Genomic DNA, 19,160 nt, shown 5'->3' on the forward strand with positions numbered 1-19,160 from the left:
AGCATTTGGGCGATGATCGCTCACCGCCCATAATACCTAGCTACAGCGCAACACCGTCAGGAGGCGATTTCCGTTTCCGGCAGCGTTATGTTCAGTTCCAGTACTGCGCAATCTTCGTTCTGATCCAATGCTACCGACACCATATCGTCAGTGATGGGTACGTATTTGCTGATCACTGCAACCAGATCACGCTGCAGAGCAGGCAGGTAGTCTGGCTGGCCACGACTGCCGCGCTCGTGAGCCACAATAATCTGCAGGCGCTCCTTGGCAACACTGGCCGTACTTTTCTTTTTGGTTTTGAAGAATTCCAGTAAGCTCATTACCGCCCCCCAAACATTCTCGATAACAGGCCCTTTCTTGAGGCATTCAGAAAGCGGTGTTCAACGTCTTCGCCCAGCAGGCGACGTACCGCGTCATCATAAGCCTGACCCGCATCGCTTTCTTCATCCATGATGACAGGCTGGCCTTGGTTAGAGGCAGACAGAACTGCTTTGGATTCAGGAATGACACCCAATAAGGGAATGGACAGGATGTCTTCTACATCCTTAACGCTCAGCATCTCGCCCCGTTCTACCCGTTCCGGGCTGTAGCGAGTGAGCAGTAGATGTTCCTGAATAGGGGCTTCGCCCTTTTCTGCACGCATGGTTTTGCTTTGCAGAATGCCCAGGATGCGATCAGAGTCACGCACAGAGGACACTTCAGGATTGGTGACCACCACCGCGCGATCGGCAAAGTACATGGCCATGTGTGCGCCTTTTTCGATGCCTGCCGGTGAATCGCAAATGATGTAGTCGAAGGTTTTTTTCAGGTCATCCAGCACCTTCTGTACCCCTTCCAGGGTCAGTGCATCTTTATCCCGGGTTTGGGATGCGGGCAGGATGCTGAGGTTGTCGACGCGCTTGTCTTTGATCATGGCCTGGTTGAGGTTGGCTTCGCCGTTGATGACGTTGACGAAGTCATACACAACGCGACGTTCACAGCCCATGATAAGATCCAGGTTGCGTAAACCCACATCAAAGTCGATGATTACAGTTTTATGGCCTTTGAGTGCCAGCCCCGTGCCGATGGCTGCGCTGGTGGTGGTTTTACCCACACCGCCCTTGCCTGAGGTCACCACGATAATCTCTGCCAATGTCGTATCCTCTTTAAAAATTACAGTGGACTGATGATGAGTTGATCGCCTTCGAGCTCTGCCTTGATGGCTTGTTTCCACAGTGAGCCTTGCAGGTCTTCGTTGACTTTATAGTTGCCAGCAATGGAAATCAGTTCAGCTTCCAGGCTTTGGCAGAAAATACGGGCGCTGTTATCGCCCTTAACGCCCGCCAGTGCGCGTCCGCGCAGGGGGCCATATACATGGATATTGCCATCGGCCAGGATCTCGGCACCGGCGCTGACCGGTGCCATTACCACCAGGTCTCCGCCGGGGGCGTAGATTTGCTGGCCGGAGCGCACCGGTGTTGTGATCACTTTGTTGGCGCTCACAGGCACTTCTACTTCGATTTCCACTTCACGAATGGTAACAGCGGATTCGGAGGCAGGCTCATTGCTTTTACTGGCAATACTGGCGGGAGGCAGGCTGGGCAGCCCCGCAACATTGGCCGAGACGATCTGCTCTTCACTGCCGCCACGGACGGCCACGGGCACCATGCCGTATTCGCGGCACAGCTCTTCCAGTTCGATAAAATCGATGAAATCCTGCGCTGGGCATTTCTCCAGGCTGAGGATTACGGGGGTTTGTTGGAAAAAGTCCGGTGCGCTGCTAACCGTAGAGGAGAGGGCATCGTTGAAGCTCTGATAATCGTAACGATAGAGCTCCAAAATGGTCATGGTGACTCGGCTGCCTTTTAGTTTGAAACAAGCCTCCGAATCCAGTGCGGCTTCTGTATCCTGCATAGGTTCCAGTTTTATTCTGTTTTTCTGAACAGCTCTGATTGGCTCATGGTTTGAGTTCATCCTGTCCAGTGGAGTTTATGGCGACACTAGGTTCGCTTTTTTCAAACCATGATTTAGCGCAATTGTATCAGAACTGGAAAAGATAAAAGGGAAAAGTTTGCGATTTCGTGATCTTTTGTTGCGAATTTGAAAACGTGCTTGAGAAATTTATTTAGGCAATGAATCAACCGGACGCAAGCTGCAGGTGATGGCCAGTTCTTCGGCCAGGGTTTCGATGGCCAACGGCTTGGTGAGAAAGTCATTCATGCCTGCCTTCAGGCCTGCTTCCCGATGCTCTTGCATGGCGTGTGCGCTCAACCCCACTATGCGGGTGTGGCTGCATTGGGGCAGGTGGCGTAACTGTGTGGTGGCCTGATAGCCATCCAGATTGGGCATTTCGCAGTCCATCAGAATAAGGTCATAGGGCTCGGGAGCAGACTGGACACAGTGGATGGCTTCCAGTCCGTCGTTGGCCAGATCCGGCACTATGTTGAATTTTTTTAACAGGCCTTTCACCACCATCTGATTGACGGCGTTGTCTTCTGCCACCAGAACTTTAAGATCGCTGAAATCAGTCACTTCATAACGGGAGGTAACCGGTTGCTCGCGCCCGGTGAGTTGGCGCAGAACAGCCTGGATGAGCTGAGAGTGGGTGCAGGGATCTTGAATGTTTGCGGCATTATTGGGCGCGGCTTCCTGCAGGGGGCGCAGAATAAGGGTCGGGCAGGAAAATCGACGTAAGCTCGCCGGTTGATGCAGGTGCTGGATAACCAGATCCAGCCGTTCAGGAGAAAATTCGTCCCGCTCTGTAAAGGTGATCACGCCATATGCGGTTAATGCCGCCGCCACCCCGTTTACCGCTGCGGGCAGTGGATCGAGTATCAAAATCTGTTTACCTTTGAGGGCGGGGTTGGGCTCTGGATAGATGATGGCTTTACAGGGCAGCTCCAGCCAGAATTCGCTGCCTTTGCCCGCCGTACTCTTCAAGCCAATGCAGCCGCCCATCAGTTGAGTGAGTGATTTGGATATGGCCAGACCCAGGCCGGTTCCGCCGAACTTGCGGGTGGTTGAGGAATCAGCCTGGGAAAAAGACTGAAACAGTTTTTGCTGTTGTTCATCGCTGATGCCGATGCCGGTATCAATAATGGTGATGCGCAGCTGCGAGTGGCTTTTGTCGAAATGGGCTTTCAGGGCTACGTAACCCTTGTCGGTGAACTTCACCGCATTACCCAGCAGATTGATGATGATCTGACGCAGGCGAGTAGGGTCTCCCATGACCGTGATGGGGGTTTCGGGCGTGACGCTCAGGATCAGTCGGATCTGTTTTTCGGCGGTAGCGCAAGAGAACAGTTCGATGCATTCATCCAGCAGGTTGCGAAGGTTCAGCTCAATTTTTTCGGTGCTGAGTTTGCCTGCCTCGATTTTGGAATAGTCGAGAATGTCGTTGATAATGGACACCAGTGTGTCACCTGAGTGTTTGATGGTGCTGATCAGGTGGCGCTGATGGCTGTTGAGGGGGGTGTCCATTAATATCTGGGTGATGCCCAGTACGCCATTCATGGGGGTGCGAATTTCGTGGCTCATGGTGGCCAGGAACTGACTTTTGGTGGCCAGTGCCTGTTCCGCAATCATGCGGGCATTGTCGGCTTCCTGTTTTTGCGCCTCAAGTTCCTGCGTGCGTTCGGTGACCGCGTGATCCAGTTGTTTGTTGAGCACTTCCTGTTGGCGAATGATGCGTTCTTTGCTTTGTTCGCTGTTTCTTTGAAATTCTCGAAACTGGTTGGTGAGCCCCATGTTAAGTATGACCAGCGTAAACAAGGAGCCAATTTGGGAGCCATAGGTGGAAATAAAACTGACTTCGATCAGATCAAAAGCGCGCAGGATATTGAGTAGCCCTCCCACAAGGAAACCGATCCAGCCGGTTATGTAGTAGCGAGCTGCGTTTTTTCTCAAATAGAGCTGGTATAACGCTACCGTTAGCACATAGGGTGTCACAATCACCATGGCGAGCATGGAAATCTGAATCGCCCAGGAGAATGGCACCAGCAGGGATGTGATCATGGCCGTGACCCCTACAATAATAATCAGGGGTTCAACGTTGATTCTGCCTAAGCGCAGGGTGCGCAACCCAAAGTAACTTTTGGTGAGTTTGACGGTGAGGATGCTGAGCAGCCCAATAGCAAAGGGGCGCACGAACTTGGTGAATTCGGGAATGTCTCCCCACAGATATACGTTGCCTGTGCCATTGAGCGAAAGCTCAACGATGGCGTAGTTCGCCAGCAGCGCAACATAGTAGACCTGGGCTTTTTGCCGTAGAAAGAAGAACAGAAACGAGTTTATAAACAGTATCACCAGGATGGCACCGTAATACATGCCAAACAGCATCATGGAGTGCAGCTGATCCGTTTCATAGGCGTCCTGGGTGGCCACCGTGAGGGGGACAATCAGGGTATCCCGGCTGTTGACTCGCCAGTACAGGGTTTTGCTTTGTCCGCTGTCCAGTTCGACTGGAAAGGAGAAGTAACGATCCTTGAGGGGGCGTGAACTGAAAGGCAGTTGATCTCCGGTTTCTAATGCGAAGTACTGGCCATCGGCATCCGGTTGATAGAACTGGATGTGATCCAGTAGCGGATATTCCAGGCGGGCAATATAGGTTTGTTTGGGCCCTTCGTTGTGCAGCGTTAGACGCAGCCAGAGATGATCCTGGGTGAAACCGAAGTTGGTATAACCCCGATCCATTTGTTTCCATTTGTTGGCTTGAATAACGTCCTGCAAATCCATCTTTTGACTGGAATCCAGCAGAAAACTCGTGCTATGGGCAGCACTTTCGTAGGTGAAGTGGTGATCGAGCTGAATTTGGGAGCGAGTGACGGAGGCAGTGTGGGCGTAGGCCAGCCCTATACCGCTCAGAATTACCAAAAGCGATAGCAAGCCCTGGGCGACTGTTGTGGGGCCCAGTCTGAAATTATTGATCCGAAATAAATGCATACGCTCAGTATAGTGCAGCCCGGTTATTATACAGCCTCAGATTCTGTAGGCTGTTTGGGTCATTACTTTGGCCACGGCGGTCATCAGCTTTTTAACCGGAAAAGGCAGTTGAATCGCGCCTGCTTTACGGGCGGCTTCAGCGTGGTGAGCCTCATCTTCATGCATCTGGGCTAATATGCGGCGGCTGCGTTCATCTTGAGAGGGCAGGCGCGCCATGTGGGTTTCAAGGTGGGCACACACCTGATGTTCGGTTTCTTCCACAAAGCCCAGGCTCCAGCGATCGCCGATGGCTCCGGCGGCGGCACCAATTCCAAACGACATAGCGTACCACACCGGGTTTAGCAGGCTGGGGTGGCTGTTGAGTTCTTGCAGGCGTTGCTCACACCATTGCAGGTGGTCTTCTTCTTCCTGGGCCGAGATCTCCATCTGGCGGCGAATGCGAGGCAGGCGGGCGGTGGTTGCCTGACCTTGATACAGCGCCTGAGCACAGACTTCCCCGGTGTGATTGACCCGCATCAGCCCCGCCACATGGCGCTGCTCGGCGCGGCTCAGTTCGGGTATTTCAGTGTTGGTGGTGGGGTTGGGGCGATTGGTGCCTGGGTGCCCTCCGGCCATGGTACGGAGGGCGTTGTCTGCCTGACCAATCAGGCGATCGAATAGGCTGTATCGGCGTTGCGGTGTGCTGGTCTTCATGGCGGGCCCTTTTCTAAAACATCATTAGCCAAGTCAGGGTATTATAAAGCTTATGCAGCGCTGCGGGCAGAGCCCATTGCGCCTATTCTAGTTACTATCATGTTTTAAAAATGATTCATACCAATCAGAACAAGGAAAGTCCCTATGCCGGATCTGGTGGACCTGGAAATCATGATGCAGTCGCGGGTGCCGCTCATTGTCATCGAGACATTTGAGGAGCCGCGGGCGCTGGACCTGATTAAACTGGCGGGCATTAAGCAGAACAAGCCGGTTTTCGTCTGGTCGATTACGGAGGGGGTGCAGCGCGTTGATTTGGCCCACAGCGTGGCAGAGCACCTCACTACAGAACCCGATTCAGCACTGGCCCATATCAAGCAGAATGGTCGCGCTGGGGTCTATGTGTTATGCGACTTTCACCCGTTTTTGCAGGATCATCCGAAAAATGTGCGCCTGTTGAAAGAAATCGCCATGCGCCACGACGATCACCACCACACCCTGATTCTGCTCAGTCATGCCCTCAGCATTCCACCGGAGATTCGCCGTTATTGTGGGCGCATGGATCTGTCCCTGCCCAGTGATGAGCAGTTGATGCATCTGGTGAAAGAGGAGGCCAGTGTTTGGTCGCATCAGAATCGGGGTATGAAGGTGAAAACCGACAGCAAGACCCTGACTAAGTTGGTGGCGAACTTGCGGGGGCTGACCTTTTCGGATGCCCGGAGGTTGGCGCGCGGGGCGATTTTTGATGACGGTGCCATAACCGACACCGACCTGCCCGAGTTGAACCGGGCTAAATTTGAGCTGCTGGGCATGGATGGCGTACTCAGCTTTGAATACGATACGTCCAGTTTTGCGGATGTGGGTGGCCTTGTGGGCCTGAAACAGTGGTTGAACAAGCGGCGCGAGCATTTTCTTAATCCGCAGCCCGGGGTGGATGCGCCCAAGGGCGTGCTGTTGCTGGGGGTTCAGGGTGGCGGCAAAAGTCTGGCGGCCAAGGCTGTTGCCGGAATGTGGGGTGTGCCGTTACTGCGGCTGGATTTCTCTGCGCTGTATAATAAATATATTGGTGAGACAGAGAAAAACCTGCGGGAATCCCTGTCTATGGCGGACACTCTATCCCCCTGCGTATTGTGGCTGGATGAAATTGAAAAGGCGTTATCCGTGGATGCCAGTGATAACGGCACCTCCAAACGTTTGCTGGGGGCGTTGTTGACCTGGATGGCGGAGCGCAAGCAGCCGGTGTTTCTGGTGGCCACGTCCAATGATATTTCCACACTGCCTCCTGAGCTGGTGCGCAAGGGGCGTATGGATGAAATCTTCTTTGTGGATCTGCCTTCGGAAACTGTGCGCCGGGAGATTTTTGCCATCCATCTGCGTAAGCGTTTCCATGACCCTGATCGACTGGATCTGGATGCGCTGGCGCGGTCTTGTGATGGCTTTTCGGGGGCCGAGATCGAGCAGGCGGTGGTGTCTGGTCTGTACCGGTGTCAAGCCGAGGCCGTGGAGCTGGACACCCAGCATCTGTTGGAAGAAGTCGCCTGCACCCAGCCGCTTTCTGTGGTGATGGGGGAGAAATTGGCGGATCTCAGAAGCTGGGCGCAAGGCCGCACAGTGGCGGCAGACTGATATGGATCTGGCGGGGTTTGATTTGCAACTGGCGCACTCGGCCAGCAGTTTGTCGGCAGCTTATCTCAACTCCATTCTGCCCGGTCTGGTGCAGCATTATGGTCTGGATCAGGATGCTCTGCTGCGCAACAGCGGCATCTCCCAGCACGATCTGTCTGATCCTGAATACATGGTGCCATTCACGGCAGTGGCGGCGCTGTTTTTGCAGATTCTGCAGCAAACCGGTGATACCGGGTTGGGGCTGGAGGTTGGCCGACTGGTGCAACCACGCTCCTATCAGGTGTTGGGCTACGCCATAATGAGTAGCGCCAACCTGGGGGAAGCCATTGATCGGCTGATTCGCTATGAAAAACTGGTGGGTAAACTGGGCCACACCGAGCTGAAGATCAGCGAAGATTGCTGCCAGTTGCATTGGCATTGCCCGTTTCAGGGGGAATGGATCCGCTTGCTGAAAGAGGCCGCGTTGGCCGGCTGGGTGACTTATGGTCGCTCCCTGTTGCCAACGGAGGTGACGTTGCGGCGAGTTTGTTTTGATCATGGCGACGCGGGGCCGCACAGCCTAAACCCGGAGCGCTACGCAGCAATTTTTCAGTGCCCGGTGCATGTGGAGTCTGACTGGTGTGGCATTGAGTTTGATGCTGCACTTTTACAGCAGCCGTTGGTGCATTCTGACCCCGGCCTCAAGGCGATGATGGATGCCCGTGCAGAAGAGCTGCTGCGGGAATTCGAGCAGAAGATCAACCTGGTCAATGAGCTGCGTGCGGTGGTGTCGGATCTGCTGCCTGCCGGTGAGCCAACTCTGGAAATGGCGGCAGAGCGCTTACAGCTAACTCCCCGTGCTTTGCAGAATCGTCTGCGGCAGGCGGAGGTGAGCTTCAAGGATGTGGTGGACAGGGTGCGTCAGGTGTTGGTGCTGGGGTATATGCAGGATACCAGTTTGACCTTGCTGGATCTGGCGTTCTTGCTGGGGTTTGCTGAACAGAGCTCATTTTCGCGGGCTTTCAAGCGCTGGTTTGGGGAGCCCCCTCAACAGTACCGTAAGCGTCAGACCGGTTGAACGTCGTTGTCCTGGCTATTGCTGGGTAGATCCTGCCATTGAATCAGGGCGTCGCGCAGTTCACTGAGTTCGATGGGTTTGGCCAGATAGGCGTTCATGCCGCATTCCAGGCTGCGTTCTTTGTGTTCATCCATAATATGGGCAGTCAGCGCGATGATCGGAATGGGTGAGCGGTGCTGCGTCTGTTCCCACTGTCGAATGGCGCGGGTGGCGTCGAACCCATTCATTTCCGGCATCTCGCAATCCATCAGGATCACATCAAAATCCTGCTCCTGCGCCAGCTTTACCGCTTCGCGGCCGTTATCCACAGTGACCGCCTGCATGCCCAGGCGCGACAGCATACCTCGCACTACCTTCTGGGAGAGGTGATGATCCTCTGCCACCAATATACGCATGGGGGCTAAGGGTTCGTTGCGGCTGTTATCACGGGGGTGATCGGCCTGAATGCGGCGTACGTGCGCCAGCTCCTCCAGTAGCGTGACTTTCAACAGGCGACCGGTTACCGGTTTGCTGATGACGCGTCGGATGCCTGCGTTACGGGCGGCCGTCGCGCTGGGGGCCATGCCCAGCCCGGTGAGCATCAACACCAGAGGGTCGTTGTCGATCAGTGGGTCTTCTTTAATGCGGGCAGCCAGTTCCATACCGGTCATGCCCGGCATCTCATGATCCAGAATCACGACGTCGAAGGGTTCGTGAATCGTTGCCTGATTGTGCAGCATAGCCAACGCCTGGCGGCCGTTAATGGCGGTGGATACATTCATGCCCCAGCCGGACGCCTGCTGCTGTAATACCAAGCGGCAGGATGCGTTGTCGTCCACCACCAGCAGGTGCAGACCGTTAAGCTGGTCTGCAAAAAGAGGTATGTCCTGGCCGTCAGGATCGGGCTCCAGGGGAATGCTGAACCAAAAGGTGCTGCCGCGGTTGGCTTGGCTTTCGGCACCGATTTCACCGTGCATGATGCGCACCAGCTGCCGGGAAATGGGCAGCCCCAGGCCATGATGGCTGAGTTGTTCCAGGTGATCCCGTTCGTGGTGGAGCTGCTCTTGAAGCTGCTCCCGGGTCATGCCCACCCCGGTATCAATGATGGCAAAGCGCAGATGGTGGTGGCCGCATTCTTCATCGGGGCAGACTTCGATGATGACTTCGCCATGATCCGTGAATTTGATGGCGTTGGATATCAAATTTGCCAGCACCTGACGGATGCGGGTCGGGTCACCTTTCACTTGAGACGGCACATTATTGTGAATGTGGGTGATCAGCTCGATGCCTTTCTCTTCGGCTCGCTGTCGATACATTTCTACGCAATCTGCCAGCACGGCACTGATATCGAATGAGGTGATATCCAGGGTCATATTGCCGGTTTCAATTTTCGAGTAATCCAGAATATCGTCGAGAATCTTCAGCAGATTGTTGCCCGATGCATTGATGGTGCGTACGTAGTCTTCCTGGGAGGGTGAAAGAGGTGAATCCTCCAGCAGCTCAGCCATACCCAGAATGCCGTTCATGGGTGTACGTATTTCATGGCTAAGCTGTGCCAGGAACTCGGTTTTGGCACGGCGCTCGGCCTCTTGGATGGCCACGTGCTGACGCTGCTGCTGCGCGATGTTGCGAATTTTTCGTTGGCGAACACTCAATGCCATCACCCCGGCCAGGCAATCGATGAACAAACTGGCCAGCAGGATGTGCAGGGTTTCGATCTCCACTGCCAGCATGCCGAAAACAGTTTGTGCGGTCATCAATCCGATGAACACGATTATCAGTCGTGGCATCACCATGATGCGTGCGGGGTTATAGCCATCCAGAGCGCGCATGGCGGCGGTATAGAAATTCAGTGGCACGCAGATCAGGGCCAGTATCACTGATATTCGGGAGCCGGTTCTGACATCAATAAAAAATACTGCGATCAGCATGAGTAACATGATGGCAAGCATTGCGCGGTTGATATTGTCCAGGTGACGACGGGTGCGATGCAGCTCGAACAATTTGCGGCTGAAGTAGATACTGCTGGCAAATAACATGATCAGGGCCGCCGTTTCCAGTCGGCTCTGTAGCTCGGGTGCTGCAAACCAGTAGTAGCCTAAATAACCGTAGGCGCAGGCTCCGTAAACACCGATACACAGGGTGTACAAAACAAAGCTCAGATAACTGTTGTCGCGACTCCTGGCCAGTCCAACGCACCCATGCAAGCTGAGCATTAACAGCGTACCGAGCGCCAAGCCAATGATCAGCTGTTGTGTGAACTGCATCTGATAAAAGGTGCCAGGGTCAGACATGTTCAGCACCAGGGACATATACTGGTGGGTGCGCACTTCGATCAGATATTCCGAGCTTTGGTAGGGGCTTAAAAACAAGCGCAGTACCGGTGAGCGGTGGCGTACAAAACCGGTAATGTTGTCAGTCATGCCGCCGGCTTTTTCGATCAGGGTAGTGGCATTGGGGGTGGATTCGTAAATGGCCAGGTAACCAATATTCGGCTGGTTGATGTAGATCAGGGCGTTGGTGGGCTTGGCGGTTTGGTTTTCCACTTGTACGCGTAACCACAAGGTGGAATCGGTGTACCCTAATCGCAACACTGGGGTTCGTGTCGGGGTGAACTGTTGGCGTAAATGGGGATCGGAAAAATCATCAGCGCGGTATTGCTGTTCAGTGTCTTCAAAGTAACTGATGTTCTGGGTGATGTTGAAGTCGTAACTTGGGGAGGTAATAGCAATGGTGGCAAAGCCGGACCGAGATACAAGCAGGCACAACAGCAGGCAGAGGAAGCTGGCGCTCTGTCTCCGGGTGTAGCTTACTCCGCGCTGGGTCATCGGGTTGGTGCATCCTGCTAAAGTGGCTAAATTAGTGCCAAGTATATTCAGTGTGGACACCAAATCCCACACCTGCGGAATAGATTCACGGATTTATTAGCACATTCTTGCTTTCGTCAGCGCTCAGTAAAAAGGATTGCAGGCCATCCTTCACTAACAAATAAACACCCAGCTCGCTGCGAGGCCCGGCGTTATCCACCACCACATAGCGCACCGAGCGATCCAATCCTTTGCTGCGCCCGCGCAGTTTATTAAGGGGAATATTGATGGAGTTCTCGCGGTGGAAATGCTTGAACTCCCCACTGAGGCGTACGTCCACTAATTGCAGGTCGGTGTTGTCAGCCAGCATAGCCTGCAGATCCTGTTCGGTGATTCGGTTTAAAACAGGTTGCTCCAACAGGCTTTTGAATTCCTCTTTGTCCAGAAACATCAACGCACCATCGGTTTCCATGGTCACTGTAGCGTTGCGGGTGGTTTCACCGATCAGGGCTTCTTCGCCAAAGAAATCCCCGGGGCCTAATTTGGCTACCTGTTCAGGGCCTTGAGCCCCACGTTTGCTGACCAAGGCACTGCCATGCTGAATCACATAAAAATGATCCCCCGGATCGCCTTCTGCCACCACAACATCTCCCAATCCTTTTTCGATGTTTTTGAAGGCAGTGAACAATCGTTGGATGTTGGCGGGGGGCACCTTGGCGAATACATCGGATTCCAACAGTGCCGACATCCAGTCGATTTCATCTTCTTCGGATTCCTCTACGCCATACTCACCGGCCTGATCCCAAGTAATCGCCAGATCCAGCCGCTGGCGGTGGACTCTGAGAATGTCACATTGTGACGTGGTAATGGCCGAAAACCGGTACGGCGGGCGGTTGTCCAGGGCGTGTCGACATTCCGGATCATCGGCGCTGACACTGGTGATGTTGAAGTCTTCATCCAGTAAATCAACCGAGCCTTTCAACAAGTAGTACCAGTAGGCATCGCCTTCCCCGCGCTTGAACAGCTTTTTGCGGGGGGGTGCGGTGATCATGTCACAACACTTCAGCGCTTCCTGAAACTGATGGCGCAGCAATTCATTGAAGGGGACTAGCTGCTTGATGATGTCCTGGTCCAGGTTGGGGGCGAGCTCGGCCATGACGGTTCCTGTACTGGTGATTAGTAGGAAAAGTATAGATCAGGGTGCCTAAGTTGTGGGATTGGGTGATTCGTGCTCTATGGGCTAAGCTAACAGGGCCAAAATACACTCGTATGTTGCAAAAAATAAGCGGGCGAGTCTGAATCGAATCTGGTATAAACGCCGCATCGACGGGCTGAAAACCCAGGCCCAGAATGTTCTGCCTTAGACCATGGATTTGCACATGAAAGTTGCTATTTTGTCCCGTAACGCCAAACTTTATTCCACCAGAAGATTGATCGAAGCCGGTGAAGCCAGAGGGCACGAGGTGCAGGTGGTGGATACGTTGCGTTGCTATATGAACATGGCAACCCATAAACCCACCATCCATTATAAAGGTAAGGCGCTGGAGGGGTTCGATGCTGTTATTCCCAGAATCGGCGCGTCCATCACCTTTTACGGAACCGCGGTGGTGCGCCAGTTTGAGATGATGGGTGTGTACTCAGTGAATGAATCGGTGGCTATCTCCCGCTCCCGTGACAAGCTGCGTTCCTTACAGTTGCTTTCCCGTAAAGGTATCGGAATGCCGGTGACCGGCTTTGCCCACTCCCCGGATGAGATTCCCGATCTGATCGACATGGTGGGAGGCGCACCGTTGGTGATCAAGCTTCTTGAGGGCACCCAGGGCATCGGTGTGGTATTGGCCGATACGCGAAAAGTGGCTGAAAGTGTTATCGAGGCTTTTCTTGGTTTGAAAGCCAACATCTTGATTCAGGAATACATTGCTGAATCCTCCGGAGCCGATATTCGTTGCCTGGTGATTGGGGATAAGGTGGTGGCAGCGATGAAGCGTCAGGCCAAGCCGGGAGAGTTTCGCTCCAACCTGCATCGGGGCGGCAGTGCCACTTTGGTTAAAATTACACCAGAGGAGCGTGCCACGGCGGTGCGGGCAGCCCGTATCATGGGGCTCAATGTGGCCGGTGTGGATCTGATTCGCTCTAACCATGGTGCCCTGGTTATGGAAGTGAACTCATCCCCCGGTCTGGAAGGTATCGAAAGTGCCACCGGTAAGGATGTCGCCGGCATGATTATCAGTTTTATGGAAAAGAAAATCATCGACGGTAAAGCCAGCAGTCGAACCGTAGGAAAAGGATAAATCATGTCGCGTCGTGCTCATTCCATCGAAATTTTTGGCGAAGTTGTCGGACCTTCGTGCCATAAAACGTTCAACATTCCTATTGGGCAGCTTTATACACACACCGATATAGCCATACCAGTGCAGGTGGTTAACGGCAAAAGCGGTGGGCCGGTGTTATTGATTTGCGCGGCGATTCACGGTGATGAGCTGAACGGTGTGGAGGTGGTGCGTCGGGTTTTGAGCGCACCCTGGCTGAAAAATCTGCGGGGAACCCTGATCGCCGTACCCATGGTTAACGTGCTGGGCATTATCCAGCGTTCCCGTTACCTGCCGGATCGTCGGGATCTGAATCGTTGTTTTCCCGGTTCTGAAAAAGGCTCCTTAGGAGGCCGCATCGCCAACCTGTTTGTGCAGGAGATACTGAGTAAGTCTCAGTATGCGATTGATCTTCATACTGGCGCTATACACCGATCCAACATGCCACAAATCAGGGTGCATTTGGAGAATGAACAGGCCGCCCAGCTGGCGCAGGCGTTTGGTGTGCCCTTGGTGATTGATGCGCCCATTCGAGATGGCTCGTTGCGCGGTGCAGGTGATGATTTGGGGATTCCTATCATCACCTACGAAGCCGGTGAAGCTCTGCGGTTTGATGAGTCGGCCATTTCTGCTGGCGTGAAAGGCGTGCGTAATGTGATGACCCACCTTAACATGCTGCCGCCGCGCAAAACCGGCAAGCAGAAACCGCCCAGCTTTGTCGCCAAATCATCCAGCTGGGTGCGAGCGCCTGCGGATGGATTGTTCCGCATCAAATTGCAACTGGGTGATCGTGTGTCCCGCGGCGATGTGGTGGGCATCATTGATGGCCCCTTGGGGGGCAGTGAAATCCCTGTTCTGGCGCCGTTTGCCGGTATCGTGATCGGCAATACCAACTTGCCGTTGGTTAATGAAGGCGAAGCATTGCTGCACATTGCGCGCTTTGAAGATATCGATGATGTTGAAACGGTGGTGGATGAGTTCCGCCAGGAATTTGATGGCATTTATTGAAGTGCAGGTGCCTGCGTAGGCACCTGCAGAACCTGTACTGCTTATTCTTCCCGTTCCCTCTCTACCGCGCGATAGCCGATATCATCCCGGTAATAGACGTCGCTCCAGTTGATCTGCTTCACGAGGTCATAGGCTTTGGCCTGTGCTTCGGCGACGGTGTTGCCCAATGCCACGGCGCACAGTACACGGCCACCGTTGGTTTTCACTGCATCACCGTCAAGGGTGGTGCCTGCGTGGAACACCTTACTGTCATCTTGATCCTGTTCTGGCAGGCCGAAGATGATGTTGCCTTTTTCGTAGTGTTCGGGATAGCCGCCAGCGGCCAGTACCACGCCCAGCGAGGCGCGTTCATCCCACACGGCTGCTGCTTCATCCAGTTTGCCTGCCAAAGCCATGTCGCACAGGGCTACCAGGTCGGAGTTCAGGCGCATCATGATGGGTTGGGTTTCCGGGTCACCGAAACGGCAGTTGTATTCCAGTACCTTGGGGGTGCCGTCCGGGCCGATCATCAGGCCAGCGTAGAGGAAGCCGGTATAAACATTGCCTTCGGCCGCCATGCCATTCACGGTGGGGTAAATCACTTCTTCCATGACCCGTTGCTGGATCTCTGGGGTGACCACCGGTGCCGGGGAGTAGGCACCCATGCCACCGGTATTGGGGCCAAGGTCGCCGTTATCGCGGGCTTTGTGATCCTGAGAGGTGGCCATGGGTAACACGTTCTTGCCGTCCACCATGCAGATGAAACTGGCTTCTTCGCCCACCAGGAATTCTTCCACCACCACGCGGCTGCCGGCATCGCCGAATTTGTTGCCCGCCAGCATGTCTTCGATGGCGGCAATGGCTTCAGCTTCGGTTTGCGCCAGAATCACGCCCTTGCCTGCAGCCAGACCGTCGGCTTTCACGACAATGGGGGCACCCTGTTGTTTCACATAGGCGACGGCTTTGTCGATTTCAGTGAAGTTGCCGTAGGCGGCGGTAGGAATGTTGTGGCGGGCCAGAAAATCCTTGGTGAAGGCTTTGGAGCCTTCCAGCTGGGCAGCACCTTGGGTGGGGCCGAAGCATTTCAGTCCGGCCGCACGGAAGGCGTCTACCACGCCGATCACCAGTGGCGCTTCCGGGCCGACGATGGTGAGGTAGATGTTGTTGTCTTGGGCAAACTTGACCAGTTCATCGGTAGCCAGTACGTCGATGTTCACATTCTCGACCTTGGCTTCCAGGGCCGTGCCGGCGTTGCCGGGGGCAACGTAGACTTTCTCTACGGTAGGAGATTGTGCCGCTTTCCAGGCCAGCGCATGTTCGCGACCGCCACCACCAATAATCAAAATGTTCATCGTTTGCCCTCAAATCAGGAAGTTTTTAACTGCTTAAAGTCTATCGGGGTTGGGCGGGAGCTGACAATGCAGGAAACGCTACAAGTACATCCCTGTAAGCTCAGCAGGGGCCGTCCATGGCCCCTGATGTTCCTGCATTGTCAGCTCCCGCCCTCTGCATCTTTCACTTCGTAGCAGGTGGTCGAATCAATGCCGGAAATGACGCATTCCGGTAAAGACCATGGCAATGTCGGCTTCGTCGGCGGCGGCAATGACTTCCTCGTCGCGAATGGAGCCACCGGGTTGAATCACTGCGCGAATACCCGCCTGGGCTGCGGCGTCAATGCCATCGCGGAACGGGAAGAAAGCATCCGATGCCATCACCGAACCGGGTACGGTAAGGCCTTCATCGGCGGCTTTGATACCGGCGATTTTGGCACTGTAGACACGGCTCATCTGGCCTGCGCCGATGCCGATGGTTTGCTGGCCTTTGGCATATACGATGGCGTTGGACTTCACAAACTTGGCTACCTGCCAGCAGAACATCAGATCCTGCATTTCTTCGGCGCTGGGTGCACGTTTGGTCACCACTTTCAGATCCTGTTGGGTGATCATGCCGTTGTCACGATCCTGTACCAGTAAGCCGCCGTTGACGCGCTTGTAATCGAAACCGGCAACGCGCTCACCCCACTGCTCACAGGTCAGCAGGCGGACGTTTTTCTTCTCGGCAACAATGGCTACTGCTGCGTCGGAGGCTCCGGGGGCGATGATCACTTCCACGAACTGTTTGTCGACGATGTTGCGGGCGGTTACGTCATCCAGTGGCTGGTTGAAGGCAATGATACCGCCAAACGCTGATGTGGGATCGGTCAGGAAGGCTCGCTGATAGGCTTCGTTGATATTCGCACCGATGGCTACACCGCAGGGGTTGGCGTGCTTGACGATGACGCAGGCTGGCTCCTTAAAGGATTTTACGCATTCCAGGGCGGCGTCGGTATCGGCCACATTGTTAAACGACAACTCTTTGCCTTGCAGCTGCACTGCCGTGCTGACGGAGGGCTCTGCCGGGTTAGCTTCTTTATAGAATGCTGCCTGCTGGTGGGGGTTTTCACCGTAGCGCATCTCTTGCACTTTCAGGAACTGGGTGTTGAAGGTGCGTGGGAATGGGGTTTTCTCACCATCGGCTTTGAGGCTGCCCAGGTAGTTGGCAATGGCGCCGTCGTAGCTGGCGGTGTGCTCAAAGGCTGCCAGCGCCAGTTCAAAGCGGGTCTGATCACTAACGGTGTTGTGGTTGGCTTTCATTTCATCCACCACGCGCCCATAGTCGCTGGCGTTCACCACGATGGTGACCCATTTGTGGTTTTTCGCAGAAGATCGCACCATGGTGGGCCCGCCGATGTCGATGTTCTCAATGGCTGTGGGCAGGTCGCAATCGGGATTGGCCACCGTTTGCGAAAAGGGGTACAGATTCACCGCCACCAGATCGATCGGGGTTATGCCGTGTTGCTCCATGGCGCTGTCATCGGTGCCGCGACGGCCCAGAATGCCGCCATGCACTTTCGGGTGCAGGGTTTTAACCCGGCCGTCCATCATTTCAGGGAACCCGGTGTAATCCGACACCTCGGTGGCCTTGACGCCGCTTTCCTGCAGCAGTTTAAAAGTACCGCCAGTGGAGAGGATTTCTACTCCCATGGACTCTAGGGCCTGGGCGAAGTCGACGATGCCGGTTTTGTCAGAAACACTGATCAGTGCGCGTTTGATTGGCTTGCTCATGATGGAGGTCTGTACTGTAGCTTGAACGTGAATGAGGGGCGTCTTGCAGGTCGCCCGGAAAGGGGCGCATTGTAGTCGGAAATGGCCCTGGGTTTAAGACTTGAAGGGCAAAAAAGAGAAGCCTTGTAAACCCGTGCATGCTTCAAGGTACAAGTAAGTCGTTCGGTCAGGCGCTGGCCCAACTCCTAAGAAGGCTAGGAGTTGGGCATAACGTTCTGAAAACGTTGAGGATCAGATCAAACCGTAGGTTTTCAGCTTTTTCCGCAGGGTGCCGCGGTTCAAGCCGAGCAGTACGGACGCTTTGGTCTGGTTGCCTCGGGTGTATTCCATAACGGTTTCCAGCAATGGTGCTTCCACTTCTGACAGGACCATCTGATAAACGTCGGTGACTGGCTGGCCGTCCAGATGCGCAAAATAATTACGCAATGCACGGTGCACGTTGTCACGCAATGTCTGATTGCCCTGGTCCACGGAAGTGACCAAGTGTTGCTTCAAATCGGTGTTGCTGGCCGATGTGGAGCCGCTGGAAAATGGAGTTTCGTCGTTGTAGTTTGGTTCATTCATGCCGCCATTACCTCTCCCTCGATTAAATGCGCAAAGTATTCCTGAGCACTGGCGTATTGTTCCGACGCAAAATCAAGCTGGTTAAAACGTGATTTGAATTGTGCTCCCATTGGAAGGTGTTGTACATACCAGCCCAGATGTTTTCGGGCTATACGCACCCCCATGTAGTCGCCATAGAAGCTGTGTAAACGATTCAAGTGCTCTAGGATCACCGCTGTTACTTCCTTGTATGACGCTTTTGGAAGCGTTTCCCCTGTTTCGAGATAATGCTGGATTTCTCGAAAAAGCCAGGGGTTCCCCTGTGCTGCCCGGCCAATCATGATTCCGTCCGCCTGGGTGTAGTCCATTACCTGTTTGGCTCGCTCGGGTGTGGTGATGTCGCCGTTGGCAATAATCGGGATGCTGACTGCTTCCTTGATCATAGCAATGGTGTCATATTCCACCTCGCCCTTGTAAGCGCAGGCACGGGTACGACCGTGTACCGCCAGCGCCTGAACTCCGCAATCTTCGGCTATTTTGGCAATGGTGACACCATTGCGTTGGTCCGGGGACCAGCCGGTGCGGATTTTCAGGGTTACCGGTACATTAACCGCAGTTACTACGGCTTCCAAAATGGATTGGACCAGTACTTCATCTTTAAGCAACGCCGATCCGGCAGCCTTTTTACACACTTTCTTTGCAGGACAGCCCATGTTGATATCGACAATCTGGGCACCACGTTCAACGCAAAGTTGTGCGGCCTGGGCCATCTGGGCGGGTTCGGTTCCGGCGATCTGAACGGATCGTGGCTCCGGCTCATCCTGATGGATCAGACGCAGCTGAGACTTGCGGGTGTTCCAGAGACGAGTGTCGCTGGTCAACATTTCAGCAACTACCAAGCCTGCGCCTAAGCGCTTGCACAGCAACCTGAAAGGTTGATCGGTGACGCCTGCCATGGGCGCAAGTACCACTGGGCTACTGAGAGTAAAGGGCCCGATTTGTAAGGACACGCCGAACTCCTGTTTATTTAACCGCCTAATGGTTTTCAGCCATGCTTAAAGATCGAGCTATCATAGCCCGAAGAACTGACAGAATAAATACGGTTTGTACCGATATTGTAAAATAATTCGACTATTTC

The 19,160-nt window shown here is 54.3% G+C and carries 15 protein-coding genes; 4 read left to right on the plus strand and 11 right to left on the minus strand.

Features of this window, described 5'->3' with window-relative positions; genetic code table 11:
- Positions 1–56: 56 nt before the first annotated feature.
- The 5 genes from minE to coq7 all read right to left on the minus strand — a co-directional run bounded on the left by minE (position 57) and on the right by coq7 (position 5,613).
- Positions 57–320 carry a cell division topological specificity factor MinE gene (minE, locus tag Kalk_RS15370; protein WP_101895087.1) on the minus strand — a complete coding sequence of 88 codons (264 nt, stop codon included), beginning with the start codon at positions 318–320 and terminating at the stop codon, positions 57–59.
- Positions 320–1,132, minus strand: coding sequence for a septum site-determining protein MinD (gene minD / locus Kalk_RS15375; RefSeq protein ID WP_101895088.1), 813 nt, complete (start codon positions 1,130–1,132; stop codon positions 320–322). The genes minE and minD overlap by 1 nt, the downstream gene beginning before the upstream one ends.
- Before the next feature lie 20 nt (positions 1,133–1,152).
- Positions 1,153–1,893, minus strand: a complete 741-nt coding sequence (gene minC / locus Kalk_RS15380; RefSeq protein WP_101896351.1) for a septum site-determining protein MinC — start codon at positions 1,891–1,893, stop codon at positions 1,153–1,155.
- Positions 1,894–2,100: 207 nt separating this feature from the next.
- Complete coding sequence (locus Kalk_RS15385; RefSeq protein WP_158643523.1) at positions 2,101–4,851, minus strand: hybrid sensor histidine kinase/response regulator; 2,751 nt, start codon at positions 4,849–4,851, stop codon at positions 2,101–2,103.
- Positions 4,852–4,956: 105 nt separating this feature from the next.
- Positions 4,957–5,613 (minus strand): 2-polyprenyl-3-methyl-6-methoxy-1,4-benzoquinone monooxygenase, encoded by a 657-nt coding sequence (gene coq7 / locus Kalk_RS15390; protein WP_101895090.1) that lies wholly within the window; start codon positions 5,611–5,613, stop codon positions 4,957–4,959.
- A 144-nt stretch (positions 5,614–5,757) separates the two neighbouring features.
- Between coq7 and Kalk_RS15395 the strand changes: the two genes are divergently transcribed.
- Positions 5,758–7,236, plus strand: a complete 1,479-nt coding sequence (locus Kalk_RS15395; RefSeq protein ID WP_101895091.1) for an AAA family ATPase — start codon at positions 5,758–5,760, stop codon at positions 7,234–7,236.
- 1 nt (position 7,237) lies between these two features.
- Entirely contained in the window at positions 7,238–8,293 is a 1,056-nt protein-coding gene (locus Kalk_RS15400; protein WP_101895092.1) for an AraC family transcriptional regulator, read from the plus strand.
- Here Kalk_RS15400 and Kalk_RS15405 read toward each other — a convergent pair.
- The gene (locus Kalk_RS15405; protein WP_101895093.1) at positions 8,281–11,100 is read right to left on the minus strand and encodes a hybrid sensor histidine kinase/response regulator; all 2,820 of its coding nucleotides are present in this window, start codon (positions 11,098–11,100) and stop codon (positions 8,281–8,283) included. The two genes, Kalk_RS15400 and Kalk_RS15405, sit on opposite strands and share 13 nt — an antisense overlap.
- 85 nt (positions 11,101–11,185) lie before the next feature.
- Complete coding sequence (locus Kalk_RS15410; protein ID WP_101895094.1) at positions 11,186–12,235, minus strand: cyclic nucleotide-binding domain-containing protein; 1,050 nt, start codon at positions 12,233–12,235, stop codon at positions 11,186–11,188.
- Between the two features lie 223 nt (positions 12,236–12,458).
- Between Kalk_RS15410 and rimK the strand changes: the two genes are divergently transcribed.
- Positions 12,459–13,370 carry a 30S ribosomal protein S6--L-glutamate ligase gene (gene rimK, locus Kalk_RS15415; RefSeq protein ID WP_101895095.1) on the plus strand — a complete coding sequence of 304 codons (912 nt, stop codon included), beginning with the start codon at positions 12,459–12,461 and terminating at the stop codon, positions 13,368–13,370.
- Between the two features lie 3 nt (positions 13,371–13,373).
- On the plus strand, positions 13,374–14,396 hold the full coding sequence (locus tag Kalk_RS15420; RefSeq protein ID WP_101895096.1) for a succinylglutamate desuccinylase/aspartoacylase family protein: 1,023 nt from the start codon (positions 13,374–13,376) through the stop codon (positions 14,394–14,396).
- Between the two features lie 41 nt (positions 14,397–14,437).
- Here the strand turns inward: Kalk_RS15420 and purD are convergent, their stop codons facing one another.
- The 4 genes from purD to dusB form a co-directional block, all read right to left on the minus strand.
- Entirely contained in the window at positions 14,438–15,727 is a 1,290-nt protein-coding gene (gene purD, locus Kalk_RS15425; protein WP_101895097.1) for a phosphoribosylamine--glycine ligase, read from the minus strand.
- Between the two features lie 186 nt (positions 15,728–15,913).
- Positions 15,914–17,479 (minus strand): bifunctional phosphoribosylaminoimidazolecarboxamide formyltransferase/IMP cyclohydrolase, encoded by a 1,566-nt coding sequence (gene purH / locus Kalk_RS15430; protein WP_101895098.1) that lies wholly within the window; start codon positions 17,477–17,479, stop codon positions 15,914–15,916.
- A 231-nt stretch (positions 17,480–17,710) separates the two neighbouring features.
- Positions 17,711–18,043 carry a DNA-binding transcriptional regulator Fis gene (gene fis / locus Kalk_RS15435; protein WP_101895099.1) on the minus strand — a complete coding sequence of 111 codons (333 nt, stop codon included), beginning with the start codon at positions 18,041–18,043 and terminating at the stop codon, positions 17,711–17,713.
- On the minus strand, positions 18,040–19,032 hold the full coding sequence (dusB, locus tag Kalk_RS15440; RefSeq protein ID WP_101895100.1) for a tRNA dihydrouridine synthase DusB: 993 nt from the start codon (positions 19,030–19,032) through the stop codon (positions 18,040–18,042). The genes fis and dusB overlap by 4 nt, the downstream gene beginning before the upstream one ends.
- Between the last annotated feature and the right edge of the window lie 128 nt (positions 19,033–19,160).

It is taken from the genome of Ketobacter alkanivorans, assembly GCF_002863865.1.
In the GTDB taxonomy this organism is placed as follows: domain Bacteria; phylum Pseudomonadota; class Gammaproteobacteria; order Pseudomonadales; family Ketobacteraceae; genus Ketobacter; species Ketobacter alkanivorans.